Here is a 17,155-nt window from a genome sequence, read left to right as displayed (position 1 = left end):
TGGCCAAGGTTGAAGACATGCCCGGCCCCGGCTTGCGGCTGGCCGAACGATGCCAGCAGCTTGCGCACTTCCGCCCGGATTTGCTCGGCGCCGGCAAACAGCACGTTCGGGTCGAGGTTGCCCTGCAGCGCCACCTTGTGCCCGACCTTGGCCCGCGCCGCCCCCAGATTCACCGTCCAGTCCAGTCCCACCGCGTCGGCGCCGATGTCGGCAATTTCCTCCAGCCACAAGCCGCCGCCCTTGGTGAATACGATCGCCGGAATCTTGACGCCGTCCTGCTCGCGCTTAAGCTGGGCCACGACCTCGCGCATGTAGGCTAGCGAAAACTGTTGATAAATGCCATCGGCCAGCGCCCCGCCCCAGGTATCGAAAATCATCACGGCCTGCGCCCCGGCGTCGATCTGGGCATTCAGGTACGCCGCCACCGCTGCCGCATTGGTCTTCAGGATGTGGTGCATCAGGTCGGGCCGGTTGTACAGCATGGTCTTGACGGTGCGGAAGTCGTCCGAGCCGCCACCTTCGACCATGTAGCAGGCCAGCGTCCAGGGGCTGCCGGAAAAACCGATCAGCGGCACCCGGCCGTTCAATTCGGTGCGGATTTGGGTGACGGCGTCGAACACGTATTGCAGCGCGCCCGGTGGCGGCACTTGCAGGGCCATGACTGCCTTTTCATCGCGCAGCGGGCGCTCGAACTTGGGGCCTTCGCCTTCCGCGAAATACAGACCCAGGCCCATGGCATCGGGCACGGTGAGGATGTCGGAAAACAGGATGGCGGCGTCCAGCGCGTAGCGGTCCAGCGGCTGCAGGGTGACTTCGGTGGCGTAGTCGGGGCTTTTTGCCAGGCCCAGGAAGGAGCCGGCGCGCTTGCGGGTGGCGCAGTACTCGGGCAGGTAGCGTCCTGCCTGGCGCATCAGCCACAGCGGCGTGTAATCGGTCGGCTGGCGCAGCAAGGCGCGCAGGAACATGTCGTTCTTGAGGGGAGCGAAGTTGGTGGTCATGGCATCTCTTTCATGAATCCGCCATTATCGCCGACCCGGGGCGGATCCAGATCACGAAAACACGATACCCATAGGCAAAATCACGAAAAAGGTATGTGCCCTTCCCTGCTGTCGCGCCAATGCGATAGGCAAGCGTCGGCCAGCAGATCGGCCCACGCCGCACATCCGATGGCCGAAGGATGGTAGCCGTCGCTCGCCATCATGCGCACATCATGCGTGGCCAGCTCGAGCGCAACGTACAAGGTGCGCGCCAGGCTCGGCGCCAGTTCGCGCACGGCGCAGTCGAGCGCGCTCGCCTTGAGGCCCATGACCCAGCGTAGCGGCTGCGGCAATGCGGGGAAACGGGCGACTGGCGGCACGCCGGACAGCAGCAGCAGGCGTGGGGCACAGCGTGCATCGACGGCTTGCAGCAAGTCGCGCAGATCGGACTGCCAGCGGCGCACCGGCCGGAATGCGGTGGTGTCGTTGACCCCGAACGCAACGAGTGCGATGTCGACCGCCTGCGCGGGAATGGATGGAACGACCTGCTGCAGCGCCTCGCGGGCGGTGGCGCCGTTGCGGCCGCAGGCGTGCCAGTGGACAGGCCGTTGAAGGCGCGCTGACAAGGCGCGCGCGAGCTGGCCAGTGATCGCTTCTTCATGCGTGGCGACGCCCACGCCTGCCACCGGCGACTCGCCGACCGTCAGCAGGGACAGCGGCTTGCCTGCATCGCTGCCGGCAATACCGGCGCATGGTCCGCCTGCTTCGGGCAGGCGCGGCGTGATACGGCGCGTGCGGCGCCCCTGCGCCACCAGAACGGGCAACAGCGGCAAGGCAATCAGTTCAGGCAGGTAGCGGCGCATCGATGGCAGGCTGACGGGCTAGGCATGAATGCGCGGGCATTCAGCGCGTGACGAACGCATGTTCGATCTTAATGCACTTGTCCATCACCACGATCAGGCCCGCGCCCTGCGCCTTGGCAGCGGCGTCATGGTCGATCACGCCCAGCTGCATCCACACGCAGCGCGCGCCGACGGCAATGGCTTCATCGACGACCGGCGCCACATGCTCCGACTTGCGGAAGCAGTCGACGATGTCGATCCGCGCCCCGGCGCTCTTGAGCGCGGCGGCAGCCTGCGTCAGCGTGGCATGGCAATATTCGCCGAGGATATGCTCGCCCGCATGCATCGGATTGACCGGGACGATACGGTAGCCGTGCAGCTGCAGGTACTTCGCCACGTCGTAGCTTGGCCGCTCGGGTTTGGTGGAAAGGCCGACCACCGCAATCGTATGGCTTTCGGTAAGCAAGGCTCGAATCGCGTCTGCATCCAGCATCATAGGAATCCCGCATTACACATCGATATAAAACGACGTTTCGGTGCAGTCCATGCCGGGCAGCGAGAAGCGCGGCGGGCACCCAAACAAAAAAAGGCAGCCGAAGCTGCCTTTCATTGTACTGCCTGCATCCGTTATCGTTTCTTGCGCAACTTCTCGATTGCTGCCAACTGTGCAATTGCGGCAGCCAATTCAGCCTGCGCTTTCGCATAATCGATTTTCGAGTCCTTGTTCGACAACGTTTCTTCAGCCAATTTCTTCGCTTCAGCCGCCTTTGCCTCGTCCAGGTCGTGACCGCGGATTGCGGTATCGGCCAGCACGGTGACACCGTGCGGTTGCACTTCGAGAATGCCGCCGGCGACGAAGACAAATTCATCTTCCGCCTGGCCCGGCACCTTGATGCGCACCGCACCCGGCCGAATGCGCGTGATCAGCGGCGTGTGCTGGGGATAGATACCCAGCTCGCCCGCTTCACCCGGCAACGCGACGAACTCGGCTTCGCCGGCGAAGATTTCTTCTTCGGCAGAGACGACGTCTACGTGAATAGTGTGTGCCATGTTAGAACCTTTGTTGTTCGTCTGAAGACCAGACCGCTTCTAAAGCTCATCTTCCTGCCGGAAGATGAGCTAAGCAGCATTACTGGATCTTCTTGGCTTTTTCGATTGCTTCTTCGATCGTGCCGACCATGTAGAACGCTTGTTCCGGCAGGTGATCGAGTTCGCCCGAAGCGATCATCTTGAAGCCCTTGATCGTGTCCTTCAGCGAAACGTACTTACCGGGCGAGCCGGTAAACACTTCAGCAACGTGGAACGGCTGCGACAGGAAACGCTGCATCTTACGAGCGCGTGCCACCACCAGCTTGTCTTCCGGTGCCAGTTCGTCCATGCCCAGAATCGCGATAATGTCGCGCAATTCCTTGTAGCGCTGCAGCGTACCCTGGACAGCGCGTGCGGTCTCGTAGTGCTCTGCGCCGACGACGTTCGGGTCGAGCTGACGCGAGGTCGAGTCGAGCGGGTCAACCGCCGGATAAATACCGAGCGCAGCGATGTCACGCGACAGAACCACGGTGGAGTCCAAGTGGGCGAAGGTGGTCGCCGGGGACGGGTCGGTCAAGTCGTCGGCTGGCACGTACACGGCCTGGATCGACGTAATCGAACCGGTCTTGGTCGACGTAATACGCTCTTGCAGGCGGCCCATTTCTTCGGCCAGCGTCGGCTGGTAACCCACCGCGGAAGGCATACGGCCCAGCAGCGCGGACACTTCGGTACCGGCGAGCGTGTAACGGTAGATGTTATCGACGAAGAACAGAACGTCCTTGCCTTCATCACGGAACGATTCCGCAATGGTCAGACCGGTCAGCGCCACGCGCAGACGGTTACCCGGCGGCTCGTTCATCTGACCGTACACCATCGCAACCTTGGAGTTGCCCAGGTTCTCGAGGTCGACGACCTTCGAGTCAGCCATTTCGTGATAGAAGTCGTTACCTTCACGAGTACGCTCACCCACGCCGGCAAACACGGACAGACCCGAGTGCGCCTTCGCGATGTTGTTGATCAGTTCCATCATGTTCACGGTCTTGCCCACACCTGCACCGCCGAACAGACCGACCTTACCACCCTTGGCGAACGGGCACACCAGGTCGATCACCTTGATGCCGGTTTCCAGCAGTTCCTGCGACGGCGACAGTTCGTCGTACGCCGGAGCCTTGCGGTGGATCGATGCGGTCGTTGCTGCATTGACCGGACCGCGCTCGTCGATCGGGTTGCCCAGCACGTCCATGATGCGGCCCAGCGTTGCCGGACCAACCGGCACGGAGATCGGTGCGCCGGTGTTCTTGATCATCATGCCGCGGCGCAGACCTTCGGAAGAGCCCAGCGCAATGGTACGGACCACGCCGTCACCCAGCTGCTGCTGCACTTCCAGGGTCAGCTCGGAGCCTTCCATTTTCAAGGCGTCGTACACCTTGGGCATCGCGTTACGCGGGAACTCTACGTCCACCACGGCGCCGATACACTGAACGATTTTGCCATCAGCCATTTTCGTTCCTTCAATATAAGTTAATTCTTTTAGTTAAACCGCTGCCGCACCGGCGACGATCTCGGACAGTTCCTTGGTAATCGCGGCCTGACGGGTCTTGTTATAGACCAGTTTCAGCTCGCCGATCACGTTACCTGCGTTGTCGGACGCTGCCTTCATCGCGACCATACGCGCCGATTGCTCGGACGCCATGTTTTCCGCGACGGACTGGTAAATCAGCGCTTCGACATAACGCACCAGGAGTTCATCGATCACACTTTGCGCATCCGGCTCGTAGATGTAATCCCATGCCAGTGACGTCTTGTCCGCTTCCATCTTTTCGGACGCCAGAGGCAGGAGCTGATCCATCTTCGACTCTTGCTTCATCGTGTTGATGAACTTGGTGTAGAACAGGTAGACCGCGTCCAGTTTGCCTTCCACGTACGCATCGAGCAGCACCTTGACCGGGCCGATCAGCTTGTCCAGATGCGGCGTATCGCCGAGCTGCACAGCCTGCGACACGACCTTGGCGCCAATGCGATTGAGGAAGCCGAGACCCTTGTTACCGATCGCGACTGCTTCGGTCTTGATGCCTTGACCTTCGAGTTCACGCACCTTGTTGGTCACCATCCGCAGCACGTTGGTGTTCATGCCGCCGCACAGACCCTTGTCGGTCGTGACGACGATGATGCCCACCGTCTTTGCTTCGTTTTGCTGAACCAGGAACGGATGCGTGTACTCTGGATTGGCTTGCGACAAGTGAGCGGCGATATTACGAATCTTGTCACTGTACGGACGGGCCGAGCGCATCCGGTCCTGCGCCTTGCGCATTTTGGATGCGGCGACCATTTCCATCGCCTTGGTGATCTTCTTCGTACTTTCTACGCTCTTGATCTTGCCGCGTATCTCTTTGCCTGCAGCCATGAGTAATTACTCCTTAGCCCGGTGATCAGAAGGTTTTCTTGAAGGCGGCAATCGCGGCGGCGAGTTCTGCTTCGCCGTCTTTATCGAGTTGCTTGGTGTCTTCAATCTTCTTCAACAGAGCAGCGTGGCTAGTCTTCATGAAGTTATGCAGGCCTGCTTCAAATGCCAGTACGCGCTTCACGTCGATGTCGTCGAAATAACCCTTGTTCACCGCGAACAGCGATACTCCCATCAGCGAAATCGGCAGCGGCGAGTACTGGGTCTGCTTCAGCAATTCGGTCACGCGTGCACCGCGGTCGAGCTGCTTGCGGGTCGCTTCATCGAGGTCCGAAGCGAACTGCGCAAACGCTGCCAGCTCACGATACTGCGCCAAGTCGGTACGGATACCGCCGGACAGATTCTTGATGACCTTGGTCTGAGCTGCACCACCGACGCGCGACACCGAAATACCGGCGTTAATCGCAGGACGGATACCGGAGTTGAACAGCGAGGTCTCCAGGAAGATCTGGCCGTCGGTAATCGAAATCACGTTGGTCGGAACGAATGCGGACACGTCGCCGGCTTGCGTTTCGATGATCGGCAGTGCGGTCAGCGAACCGGTCTGGCCCTTGACGGCGCCGTTGGTGAACTTCTCGACGTAGTCGGGATTCACGCGAGCGGCGCGCTCGAGCAGACGGGAGTGCAGGTAGAACACGTCGCCCGGATACGCTTCGCGGCCCGGCGGACGGCGCAGCAGCAGCGAAACCTGACGGTATGCCACAGCTTGCTTGGACAGATCGTCATAAATGATCAGTGCGTCTTCACCGCGGTCGCGGAAGTATTCGCCCATCGTGCAACCGGAGTACGCAGCGATGTATTGCATAGCGGCGGATTCGGAAGCGTTGGCGGCAACCACGATCGTGTATTCCATCGCGCCATGCTGTTCCAGCGCGCGCACGATGTTCTTGACGGTCGATGCCTTCTGGCCGATCGCGACGTAGATACACGTCATGTTCTGGCCTTTTTGGTTGATGATCGCATCAACCGCAACGGCGGACTTACCTGTTTGACGGTCGCCGATGATCAGCTCACGCTGACCGCGGCCGATCGGCACCATCGAGTCGATTGCCTTTAAGCCGGTTTGCATCGGCTGCGACACGGACTGACGTGCGATAACGCCAGGTGCCACTTTTTCGATCACGTCGGTCAGCTTGGCGTTGACCGGACCTTTGCCGTCGATCGGCTGGCCCAGAGCGTTGACCACGCGGCCACGCAGTTCCGGGCCGACTGGTACTTCCAGCACGCGGCCGGTGCACTTAACGGTGTCGCCTTCGGAAATGTGCTCGTATTCACCCAGGATAACGGCGCCGACGGAGTCGCGCTCGAGGTTCAGCGCGAGGCCGAAAGTGTTGCCCGGGAATTCCAGCATCTCGCCTTGCATCGCGTCGGACAGACCGTGGATGCGGCAGATACCGTCGGTCACGGAAATGACCGTGCCTTGATTGCGAATCTCAGCGCCTTCACCAAGGCCTTGAATCCGGCTCTTGATCAGTTCGCTGATTTCAGACGGGTTGAGTTGCATAATAACTCCTAAAATTTGTTTCTCTGCTTACGCTAGCGTGACAGGCTCACGACGCCAGGGCGGTGTACATTTGCTGCAGCTTGGCGCGTACCGAGGTATCCAGCACTTCGTCGCCTACTGCCACGCGTACGCCACCGATCAGCGAACTATCCACTTTCACGGACGGGTTGAGCTTGCGGCCAAATTTCTTCTCCAGCGTCGCCACCAGGTCGTTCACTTGTGCGCCGGTTAACTCGAACGCGCTCGTGATTTCCGCATCGGCTGCACCTTGCGCGGCATTTTTCAATGCGTGGAACTGCGCGCCGATTTCCGGCAACAGCGTCAGACGGCCGTTTTCGACCAGCATCCCGACGAAGTTTTTCGCTTCGGGGGATACCTTGGACTTCAACAGCGACAGGAACGTTTCGACAACCTGCTGATCCGGGATCTTCGGATTGCTGGCGAAAGACTTGACGTCAGGGAGAGCGGCAACGGCTGCCATTTCCGACACGAGGTCGGACCAGGCAGCGAGATTGCCAGATTGGGCTACACGGAACAGTGCTTCTGCGTAAGGACGAGCAATCGTTGCGAGTTCGGCCATGATTACAGCTCAGTCTTCAGTTGGTTCAGCAGGTCGGCGTGGGCCGCTGCATTTACCTCACGCTTCAGAATCTGCTCGGCGCCTTTGACCGCGAGGGTCGCGACCTGCGCGCGCAGTTCGTCACGTGCACGAATCACTTGCTGTTCTGCGTCGGACTTGGCAGCGGCGATAATGCGCGCGGCTTCGTCGGATGCAGTTTTCTTGGCTTCTTCGATAATCGCTGCAGCACGCTTTTCAGCGTCGCTGATGCGCTTTTGACCTTCGTCGCGGGCGGAAGTCAGTTCAGCCTGCGCGCGCTTTTCGGCGGCAGCCATCTCTGTCTTGGCACGGTCGGCAGCAGCCAAACCATTCGCGATCTTCTCCGCACGCTCGTCGAGCGCTTTCATCAGCGGCGGCCACACGAATTTCATCGTGAACCACGCGAGGACAAAGAAGACCACGAACTGCGCAAACAATGTTGCATTTAAGTTCACGGTGTTTTCCTTCTCAGAATAACGAGCGCCGAACCAGAAGGGTTCGGCGGATGGAAATCAGCTATAAGCCGTATTACTTCGCGATGAACGGGTTTGCGAATGCGAACAGCATTGCGATACCAACACCGATCAGGAACGCCGCGTCGATCAGACCAGCGAGCAGGAACATCTTGGTCTGCAGGGTGTTCATCAGTTCCGGCTGACGTGCGGAGGCTTCCAGGTACTTACCACCCATCAGAGCGATACCGATACAAGCACCGATAGCACCCAGGCCGATGATCAAGCCGCAAGCCAGAGCAACAAAAGAGATGTCAGTCATTTGATTTCCTTCAGGAAGTTAAGGTTAAAAATAAAAAACTAAAAAATTACCGCTACTATCTTTCGATTCTTTAGTGGCCTTCGTGGGCCTGGCCGATATACACGAGCGTGAGCATCATGAAGATGAAGGCCTGCAGGAACACGATCAGGATGTGGAAGATTGCCCACATCGAGCCGGCGATCACCTGTCCGATGAAGCCGAAGGCGGTGGCCATCGAACCCAGCAGCGCGATCAGCAGGAACAGCAGTTCACCCGCGTACATGTTGCCGAACAGTCGCATACCGAGCGACACGGTTTTTGCGGCATATTCGATCAGGTTCAGCAGCAGGTTGAACGGCGCCAGCCAGATGCCGAACGGCGCGGCGAACAATTCATGCAGCCAGCCGCCGAGGCCCTTGATCTTGAGGCTGTAATAAATCATCAGCGCCAGCACGCCGAGCGACATGCCGAGGGTGCCGTTGAGATCGGCGGTGGGCACGACGCGGTGATGAATATCAATGCCGATCAAGCGGAAAATACTGGAAAATAAATCAACCGGCAGGAAGTCGAGCGAGTTCATCAGCGCTACCCAGACGAACACGGTCAGTGCCAGCGGCGCGATAAAGCTGCGGTCACCATGCACAATCGACTTGGACTGGTCTTCGACCATTTCAACGACCATTTCGACGAAAGCCTGGAAGCGGCCCGGCACGCCAGAAGTCGCCTTGCGGGCGGCCAGCCACATCAAGAAGCAACCGAGCACGCCGACGAACACGGACCAGAAAATGGTGTCCATGTTGATAATCGAAAAATCGACGATCTTTTCTTGATGGTGAGTGGAGAGGTGTCCGAGGTGATGGACGATGTATTCGGATGCAGTAGGGGCGTGTTCTGCAGCGTGGCCCGCTGCTTCAGCCAGTTCGTTTGCCATGTCAGTGCCTAAATAATAAGATGATGTAACTTTTTAGCGCCACGATGAAGGCGGCGATCAGCGCCAGCCAGTTCAAATCGTGGTACAGCCAGACCACCGCGCCCAGCAGCGCAATGGTCAATGCAATCTTAATAAACTCGCCGATGAAAAAAGTCATCGGATTGACAGCGCCCGGCTTTTGCGCGTTCGTAAACAGTCGCAAGGCAAACAAGCCATTCGGCACCACACAGCACAGCCCACCCAGAAGCGCGGAAATCAGCGCATGCACTCCGCCAAGCATGCCGGCAATCAGTCCGGCGATGACCGTAGTCGCAAATTGCAGTAGGACGATGCGCAGCATAAGGGTCCAAAATCGTGCAATCCGTGGAGCCCTTGTTCTATTCAGGCTCTCGCTACGGGCCGCGGTGTTTCCTGGTGGTGCATTTTTGTGAAACCACGGGATTATAAGTGTTTTCCACAGTGAGCGTCAAACCTTTGCCGCGACGAAATTTGAGCAATCGCCTACCGTAAAACTACGGTAGTGCCAGCGTCATCTTTCCATGGCCTTTCCATGCCCTGCACCGTTACCAGCTTAATGGCATGACAGCCTGTCCCCAATTACGCATGAGGTAATCACCTCAGCGCGAGCAAAAAAAGAGCCGGCGGCCTGCCGCCCTTTCATTCTTCCTGGGGTGGGAAATATAGCCTTACTCGCCTCGCAGCTTGGCAATCAACTCATCCAGTGCATCGAGGTTCGCGAAATCAATGACGAGTTGGCCCTTGTTCTTCGCGCCAAGTTTGATCGCGACCTGGGTGGCGAGCGCATCGGACAATTCTTCTTCCAAGCGGGCGATGTCGCGCGACTTTTCCTTGCCATTGCGCGGTGTAGCCGTTGCCTGCTCGGCGGTTTTTGTCACCAGCTTTTCCGCGTCGCGCACCGACATGCGTTTGGCGACGATCTGATTTGCCAGCGTGATCTGGGTAGCGGCGTCGACGGCAAGCAAGGCGCGGGCATGGCCCATGTCGATATCGCCAGCCATCAGCATGGTTTGCACCGGCTTGGCAAGGTTTAACAGGCGCAGCAGGTTGGATACTGCGCTGCGCGAGCGGCCAACGGCGCCGGCGGCCTGTTCATGGGTGAAACTGAAGTCAGTGATCAGGCGCTGGATGCCTTGCGCCTCTTCCAGCGGGTTCAAGTCTTCGCGCTGGATGTTTTCAATCAACGCCATGGCGGCCGCCGCCTGATCGTCGACATCCTTGACCAGCACCGGGACATCGCTCAGACCGGCGATCTGCGCGGCGCGAAAGCGGCGCTCGCCGGCGATGATTTCGTATTTGTCGGTGCCGCTGGGTACCAGCGGTCGCACCAGGATTGGCTGCATCAAGCCCTGCGCCTTGATCGATGCGGCCAATTCATTCAATGCCCCCTCGTCCATGCGGGTACGCGGCTGGTACTTGCCGGCCTGCAGTTGCGCCACATGCAGGGTCGAGGGTGCACCTTGCATGTTAGGTACGGCTTCTTCGAAGTCGGATGAGCCGCCGAGCAATGCATCGAGTCCGCGCCCGAGCCCTTTGGATTTTTTAGTGACCATAAGCTTCTTCATTTACATGGATTTGATGCGCTGGACCATTTCCGCCCCGAACGCGATATAGGCTTGCGCGCCTTTCGACGACGGATCGAAGGACACGCCGGGCATGCCGTAGGAAGGCGCTTCAGCCAAGCGCACATTGCGCGGGATGATGGTCTTGAAAACCTTGTCGCCGAAATGCTGTTCAAGTTGCGCCGACACTTGTTGCGACAATGTCATGCGCGGGTCAAACATCACGCGCAGCAGGCCGATGATTTTCAAGTCGGTATTGAGTTTGGCGTGCACCTTCTTGATGGTATTAACCAGGTCGGACAAGCCTTCCAGCGCGTAATATTCACATTGCATCGGAATGATCACGCCGTGGGCGGCGCACAGGCCGTTGAGGGTAAGCATCGACAATGCGGGCGGGCAATCAATCAGTACGAAATCGTATTCGGCGTCCACAGTGGCCAGCGCGTCTTTCAGGCGCTTTTCGCGGTTATCGAGTTCGACCATTTCCACTTCCGCCCCCGCCAGCTCGCGGTTGGCAGGCAGCACATGAAAGCCGCCATTGCCGTCGGTCTTGCATGCCGTCTTGATATCAGCCAGCCCGAGCAATACTTCATAGACCGATGCTTCGAGTTCGGACTTGTTGATGCCGGCGCCCATGGTGGCATTGCCTTGTGGGTCAAGGTCAACCAGCAACACACGCTGATCGAGCTGAGCCAGACCGGCTGCAAGATTGACGGCAGTGGTGGTTTTGCCGACGCCACCTTTCTGATTGGCGACGCAGAAGATTTTTGCCATGTGGTTTTAATTGGTAGAAAGTTTGATGCCAAAGCCGATCAGAAAAATGCCTGCTGCCTTCGATGCATAGGCAGCAATACGTCGATTGTGCGACAGCTTGCGTGCGGCAACATTGCCGACAAGCACTAATAGACTGCCATAAAATAGGGTACAACTGGAAATTACCATCCCCATCGCCACGAAAGTCATGGTGCCGCGATGGGTGGCCGGGTCGATGAACAATGGAAAGAACGCCATATAAAACACGATGGCCTTAGGGTTGACCAGCGTAACGAGAAAGCCGCGGCGAAAATCGGCGACATTCGAAAACGGTACTACCGCAGCGCCCTGCTCCTGCTTTGCAATGAGTAACTTGACACCAAGGTAGGCCAGATAGGCGGCACCCAGATACTGCATGCCTTTGAACAACAGCGAATTGGCCTGCAACAGCGCCGCAACGCCAATTGCCGCAAGAAACATCAAAGCAACATCGCCCACCATCAAGCCAGCTAAGGCGGCAAAGCCGCCACGCATGCCATGTTTTCCAGTGGAGGTCAGAACACAAAATGTCCCGGGGCCCGGCAGCATGAGAAACACCATGGTGGCAATGATCAATTGACGCACATCGGTAATGCCGATAGCGTGAAACAGGTCGATCACTCTGACTCCTTGCGTTGAATGAAGACAAGATGGCGCTCAGCATCCAAGCCCGGCACCTGCAAGGCGCGTACTTCGGTAACTTGCCAAGGTGCAGGCAGGCGCGCGATTTCGTCATTGGGCGCAACACCTTTCATGGCGATGAAACAGCCATGTTCCTGCAACAGATGGCCCGACCAACGCACGAAGTCGGACAGATCGGCGAATGCACGCGACGTAATGACGTCGAACTTCGGCACCTGCAACTGCTCGACGCGGCCTGTGTACACATTGACGTTAGCTAACTGCAGTTCCGCCTTGACTTGGGTGAGAAAGGCCGTTTTCTTGTGCACGGTGTCGATCAGCGACACTTTCATGTCGGGTCGTGCAATGGCCAGGACGATGCCGGGCAAGCCACCACCAGCACCGACATCGAGAATATGGTGCGCGCTAGCGAAGGCAGGCAACGCCGCGAGCGAATCGAGCAAGTGTTGCGTCACCATGTGCATCGGGTCGCGCACGGCAGTCAAGTTGTACACGCCGTTCCACTTGCCGAGCAACGCGAGATAGTCCAGCAGCTGCGACAGTTGCGCGTCGCTGAGCGACAGATGCAGCACGTGTGCACCGTCGCATAACTGCTGTTGCAATTTATTTCGGTCGAATGTGCTCATGTCAGGCTGCCGCAAATTCCTTGAAGCCCCCCTTTTTCAAATGTACCAACAGCAAGGAAATTGCCGCAGGCGTCACCCCCGAAATGCGGGACGCCTGTCCCAGTGTTTCCGGTCGATGCTTGTTTAGCTTTTGCCGAACTTCAATCGACAGCCCCCGGACTTCCATGTAGTCCAAGCTTGCAGGCAATTTCAGGTTTTCGTAATAGTCATGCCGCTCGACTTCGCGCGCCTGGCGATCGATGTAGCCGGCGTATTTGACCTGGATTTCGACTTGCTCCTTGACCGCTTCATCGGTTACGCCAGGTCCGGCTAGGGCTTGACCCTCCGGCCCCTTCATCGTCATCAGGGTGTCATAGCGCACGTTGGGGCGGCGCAGCAGATCATTAAGCGCGTACTCGCGCTCGATCGCCTTGCCCAGCACGCGCTCTGCTTCGGCTTCGTTGATGAGACGGGGATTGACCCAAGTGGATTTGAGGCGTTCCAGTTCGCGCGCGACGGCTTCGCGTTTCTTCTCGAACAATGCCCATTGCGTATCGCCAATGCACCCCAGCTGGCGCCCGATTTCGGTCAGGCGCATGTCAGCGTTGTCTTCACGTAAGCTTAACCGGTACTCGGCACGGCTGGTGAACATGCGGTATGGCTCTTGCACGCCTTTCGTGATCAAGTCGTCGACCAGTACCCCGAGGTAGGCTTCATTGCGGCGCGGCGTCCAGGCGTCGCGCTCTTGGGTGAAGAGCGCAGCGTTCAGTCCTGCAAGCAAGCCTTGAGCTGCCGCTTCTTCGTACCCGGTGGTGCCATTGATCTGACCTGCAAAAAACAAGCCTTGGATCGCTTTGGTTTCCAAAGAGGATTTCAAACCGCGCGGATCGAAGTAGTCATATTCAATCGCATAACCCGGGCGCAGGATGTGGGCGTTTTCCAATCCCCGCATCGAGTGCACCAGTTCGAGCTGCACATCGAATGGCAGGCTGGTCGAGATCCCGTTCGGATAAAACTCGTTGGTCGTCAGCCCTTCCGGTTCCAGGAAAATCTGGTGCGCATTTTTGTCGGCAAAGCGATGGATCTTGTCCTCGATGGAAGGACAGTAGCGCGGCCCGACGCCTTCGATGACGCCGGTGTACATCGGGCTGCGGTCCAAGCCATTGCGGATGATGTCGTGCGTGCGCTCGTTGGTATGGGTAACCCAGCATGGCAATTGCTGCGGATGCAGGCCAGTCGAACCCATTACGGAAAATACCGGGATTGGGTCAAGATCGCCCGGCTGCTCTTCCAGCACGGAAAAATCGATGCTACGACCGTCGATACGCGGCGGCGTGCCGGTTTTCAGGCGGCCTTGCGGCAGCTTCAATTCCTTCAGGCGCGCAGACAAGGAAATCGCGGGCGGATCGCCGGCGCGTCCAGCCGAGTAGTTGTTGAGGCCGACGTGAATTTTCCCGTCCAGAAACGTGCCTGCGGTGAGCACGACGGCGCGGCTGCGAAAACGGATTCCCACCTGAGTGACGGCACCAACCACGCGGTCGCCTTCAACCATCAAGTCGTCGACGGCTTGTTGAAACAGCCAGAGGTTCGGCTGGTTTTCCAAGCGTCCGCGTATCGCCTTCTTATACAGGATACGATCGGCTTGGGCGCGGGTCGCGCGCACGGCCGGCCCTTTCGACGAGTTCAGGATGCGGAACTGGATACCCGCCTCATCGGTTGCGATTGCCATGGCGCCGCCCAGCGCATCGACTTCCTTGACCAGGTGGCCCTTGCCGATGCCGCCGATGGAGGGATTGCAAGACATCTGCCCCAGCGTTTCAATGTTATGGGTGAGCAGCAAGGTCTTCTGCCCCATGCGTGCAGAGGCGAGCGCGGCCTCGGTGCCGGCATGGCCACCACCAACAACAATGACGTCAAATTCTGTAGGAAAAAGCATAGTTCGCCTCGGCGAGACTGGAGCGCGGGATGGGAAATGCATTGCACGCTCCGGGATTCGGACTGGCACGTCGAGTGCCTGGAGGCGAGATTATAAGGCTTTTTTTTGCCCCGCCCGTGACGCGTCGTTCTTTTCCAAGCGATTTTGTTTCACGTGAAACAGTGTGGGCGGCTCAACCGTTGTGGCTGTGCTTCTTATTGACTATTTCGTGAGCCGGGCGATCACGAATCCGACAATGAAGGCTAGGCCGACGCCGATCATCCAATAGCCCCAATGCAGCTTCACCGATTTGTCCGGCGCTGAAGAAGGAGCAGGCTTGCGTGCCGAGGATGAGCGACGCTGTGCACTAATATCGCGCACTTGTTCGATCGGATTGGCATAATGCGGTCGCTGCGCCCTCACCTCCGCCGCCAATGCGTCGGCTTGCTCGATGAGCGACTCATCCATTAATCCGGCGCTAGCGGCGGGAGGCGCCGAAATGCCGTGCGATGAAATGAAAGGTTTTTCATCCATTTGCGCCCGCAACGTCAAGCCAAGTGTCCCTCCCTGCTCTTGCGCCGTAGTACTGGATGACATCGAGATGGGAGGGCCAAAGACGCCGAAGTCGTCCTCGGGGTCGAAAGAAATGATTGTCAACGGGTCGGTGGCATCCTGTTGGATGAAGCGGTCGATGACGGTCTGCGCCATTTCTTCCGGTTGCTGACCTTCAACCGGCAGGAACACTTCCAGAATCAAGTCTTTTTTTTGCAACGTCGTCAGCGCTCGCTGGAAACGTTCTTCCGTAAGAACTGGCAGCTTGCTGCGCACACCCTGATAAGACGTCGTGCCGTCGACCATGATTAGTACAAGCCGTTCGCTTTGTGTCAGGCGGCGCTGCTTTTCATAAATCTCGTCGCGCCCGGCTTGGGTGCGTTGAAAAATCATCGTTGGTTCGAACATTATTGCCTCAGTCGTACATGGTGTTTCACGTGAAACATCTTGCGGCCCTCCTTGAGGGATGGATCCTCGTGTGTGAACAGCCTACCTATATTGCACCTTGAAAACACTCATCCTATCTGCGCAAGCACTTGCCCGCTATACCAAATCCACAACAATATAATCACCTCGCCTTGCCCCCTCTCGGCGATAGCCGGCGCCCTCTCTTTGCACGCGCAAGCAATCGGTGATCAGCCGCAGGCACGTTCAACCCCGGCTTGCTACAATAAAAACACAACATCCAGGAGACATTCATGACCAACACGGCAGCTTTCGGTTCGTTTGCATTCAGTACCGTCCCTCACGTCATCAGCGACATCGGCGCGGTGAAAAATATCGGCGCACTTGTATCCCAACATTTTCCCGGAGCACGCCGGGCGCTGATCGTCACCGATAGCGGATTCCTGAAAACCGGGCTGGTCGATCTGCCGATCGCCAGCCTGCGCACGGCAGGCCTTGCGGTCAGCATTTTCTCCGAGGTCGTTGCCGACCCGCCGGAAGCGGTGGTGCTGCATGCTGTGGCCGAAGCGCGCCGGCATGAGACCGATCTGGTCATCGGCATGGGCGGCGGTAGTTCGATGGATGTTGCCAAGCTCATTGCCGTGCTCGCAGGCAGCGAGCAGGAATTGAAAACCATGTACGGTATCGGCAATGTCAAAGGCAACCGCCTGCCGCTGGTGCAGGTTCCCACGACGGCCGGCACCGGCTCCGAAGTCACGCCGATCTCGATCGTCACCACCGGCGCCACCACGAAAATGGGTGTCGTGTCACCCCAGTTGTATGCCGACCTCGCCATCCTCGACGCCGAATTGACAGTCGGCCTGCCACCCAAGGTCACGGCCGCCACCGGTATCGACGCGATGGTACATGCGATCGAAGCCTACACGACCAAGCATAAAAAGAACCCCTTGTCCGACATGCTGGCGCGACAGGCGCTGTTGTTGCTTTCAGGTAATATTATTGGGGCCTGCGAAGATGGCAGGAATCTGGCAGTGCGCCAGGCGATGTTGTTGGGCGCGATGCTGGCCGGACAATCGTTTGCCAATGCCCCATGTGCTGCCGTTCATGCCCTCGCCTACCCGATCGGTGGGATTTTCCACGTGCCACACGGATTATCGAATTCGCTCGTATTGCCGCATGTGCTGCGCTTTAACGCACCGCATGCCGCCAACCTTTATGCCGAGCTGGCCGAGATCGTCGCCCCGGGGATCAGTGGCAGCGCCGAAGCGCGCACCCAGGCATTGATCGACAGGATGGATGCGATTGCCAGACTGACCGGCATCGAAACCCGGTTAAGCGAAGTAGGTATTGCCGAGGCCGACCTTGACCGCCTGGCGGATGACGCGATGCTGCAGACGCGCCTGTTGACGAACAATCCGAGGGAAGTGACGCGTGCCGATGCGCACGCGATTTATGCTGCGGCCTTATAGCCGCAAGCAGTGAGAATGGGTAGCGCGTAATGGAATACGCCCTACCCGATGCCAGCAATCAGTGGGTACTGGCGCGGGAACGCGCAAACAGCGCGCCGAT

19 protein-coding genes are annotated in these 17,155 nt (G+C 58.4%); 1 reads left to right on the top strand and 18 read right to left on the bottom strand.

Annotation, left to right across the window (positions count from 1 at the left end; genetic code table 11):
- The 18 genes from hemE to TSA66_RS15110 all read right to left on the bottom strand — a co-directional run.
- Positions 1-998: uroporphyrinogen decarboxylase (gene hemE / locus TSA66_RS15195; RefSeq protein WP_040042638.1), on the bottom strand; the 998-nt coding region annotated here is incomplete at its 3' end.
- An 80-nt stretch (positions 999-1,078) separates the two neighbouring features.
- A complete protein-coding gene (locus TSA66_RS15190) occupies positions 1,079-1,840 on the bottom strand; it encodes an SGNH/GDSL hydrolase family protein (protein WP_052452356.1) in 762 nt (253 codons plus the stop codon).
- Positions 1,841-1,880: 40 nt separating this feature from the next.
- Positions 1,881-2,315, bottom strand: coding sequence for a CoA-binding protein (locus tag TSA66_RS15185; RefSeq protein ID WP_040040595.1), 435 nt, complete (start codon positions 2,313-2,315; stop codon positions 1,881-1,883).
- A gap of 131 nt (positions 2,316-2,446) precedes the next feature.
- Positions 2,447-2,869 carry a F0F1 ATP synthase subunit epsilon gene (locus TSA66_RS15180; RefSeq protein ID WP_040040594.1) on the bottom strand — a complete coding sequence of 141 codons (423 nt, stop codon included), beginning with the start codon at positions 2,867-2,869 and terminating at the stop codon, positions 2,447-2,449.
- 79 nt (positions 2,870-2,948) lie between these two features.
- Complete coding sequence (atpD, locus tag TSA66_RS15175; RefSeq protein ID WP_040040593.1) at positions 2,949-4,349, bottom strand: F0F1 ATP synthase subunit beta; 1,401 nt, start codon at positions 4,347-4,349, stop codon at positions 2,949-2,951.
- 33 nt (positions 4,350-4,382) lie between these two features.
- Positions 4,383-5,252 (bottom strand): F0F1 ATP synthase subunit gamma, encoded by an 870-nt coding sequence (atpG, locus tag TSA66_RS15170; protein WP_040040592.1) that lies wholly within the window; start codon positions 5,250-5,252, stop codon positions 4,383-4,385.
- Positions 5,253-5,277: 25 nt separating this feature from the next.
- Entirely contained in the window at positions 5,278-6,813 is a 1,536-nt protein-coding gene (atpA, locus tag TSA66_RS15165) for a F0F1 ATP synthase subunit alpha (protein WP_040040591.1), read from the bottom strand.
- A gap of 46 nt (positions 6,814-6,859) precedes the next feature.
- Positions 6,860-7,393: a F0F1 ATP synthase subunit delta gene (locus tag TSA66_RS15160; protein WP_040040590.1), complete on the bottom strand. Its 534-nt coding sequence runs from the start codon at positions 7,391-7,393 to the stop codon at positions 6,860-6,862.
- 2 nt (positions 7,394-7,395) lie between these two features.
- Positions 7,396-7,866 (bottom strand): F0F1 ATP synthase subunit B, encoded by a 471-nt coding sequence (locus TSA66_RS15155; protein WP_040040589.1) that lies wholly within the window; start codon positions 7,864-7,866, stop codon positions 7,396-7,398.
- 73 nt (positions 7,867-7,939) lie between these two features.
- Positions 7,940-8,185 (bottom strand): F0F1 ATP synthase subunit C, encoded by a 246-nt coding sequence (atpE, locus tag TSA66_RS15150; RefSeq protein WP_040040588.1) that lies wholly within the window; start codon positions 8,183-8,185, stop codon positions 7,940-7,942.
- Positions 8,186-8,255: 70 nt separating this feature from the next.
- Complete coding sequence (atpB, locus tag TSA66_RS15145; RefSeq protein ID WP_040040587.1) at positions 8,256-9,095, bottom strand: F0F1 ATP synthase subunit A; 840 nt, start codon at positions 9,093-9,095, stop codon at positions 8,256-8,258.
- 1 nt (position 9,096) lies between these two features.
- Entirely contained in the window at positions 9,097-9,435 is a 339-nt protein-coding gene (locus TSA66_RS15140) for an ATP synthase subunit I (RefSeq protein WP_040040586.1), read from the bottom strand.
- A gap of 346 nt (positions 9,436-9,781) precedes the next feature.
- A complete protein-coding gene (locus TSA66_RS15135) occupies positions 9,782-10,666 on the bottom strand; it encodes a ParB/RepB/Spo0J family partition protein (protein WP_040042636.1) in 885 nt (294 codons plus the stop codon).
- Positions 10,667-10,678: 12 nt separating this feature from the next.
- Positions 10,679-11,449, bottom strand: coding sequence for a ParA family protein (locus TSA66_RS15130; RefSeq protein WP_040040585.1), 771 nt, complete (start codon positions 11,447-11,449; stop codon positions 10,679-10,681).
- A gap of 6 nt (positions 11,450-11,455) precedes the next feature.
- Positions 11,456-12,088 carry a leucine efflux protein LeuE gene (gene leuE, locus TSA66_RS15125; RefSeq protein WP_094299011.1) on the bottom strand — a complete coding sequence of 211 codons (633 nt, stop codon included), beginning with the start codon at positions 12,086-12,088 and terminating at the stop codon, positions 11,456-11,458.
- Complete coding sequence (gene rsmG, locus TSA66_RS15120) at positions 12,085-12,735, bottom strand: 16S rRNA (guanine(527)-N(7))-methyltransferase RsmG (RefSeq protein WP_040040584.1); 651 nt, start codon at positions 12,733-12,735, stop codon at positions 12,085-12,087. Before rsmG ends, leuE begins: the two co-directional genes overlap by 4 nt.
- Position 12,736: 1 nt before the next feature.
- A complete protein-coding gene (mnmG, locus tag TSA66_RS15115; protein WP_040040583.1) occupies positions 12,737-14,650 on the bottom strand; it encodes a tRNA uridine-5-carboxymethylaminomethyl(34) synthesis enzyme MnmG in 1,914 nt (637 codons plus the stop codon).
- Between the two features lie 201 nt (positions 14,651-14,851).
- Complete coding sequence (locus tag TSA66_RS15110) at positions 14,852-15,487, bottom strand: hypothetical protein (protein WP_157691709.1); 636 nt, start codon at positions 15,485-15,487, stop codon at positions 14,852-14,854.
- A gap of 392 nt (positions 15,488-15,879) precedes the next feature.
- Between TSA66_RS15110 and TSA66_RS15105 the strand changes: the two genes are divergently transcribed.
- The gene (locus TSA66_RS15105; RefSeq protein WP_040040581.1) at positions 15,880-17,055 is read left to right on the top strand and encodes an iron-containing alcohol dehydrogenase; all 1,176 of its coding nucleotides are present in this window, start codon (positions 15,880-15,882) and stop codon (positions 17,053-17,055) included.
- Positions 17,056-17,155: the final 100 nt, after the last annotated feature.

Source organism: Noviherbaspirillum autotrophicum, assembly GCF_000818395.1.
Classification (GTDB): domain Bacteria; phylum Pseudomonadota; class Gammaproteobacteria; order Burkholderiales; family Burkholderiaceae_D; genus Noviherbaspirillum; species Noviherbaspirillum autotrophicum.
The sequence above is the reverse complement of the archived record's forward strand: the minus strand, read 5'-3'. Positions and strand labels throughout refer to the sequence as shown.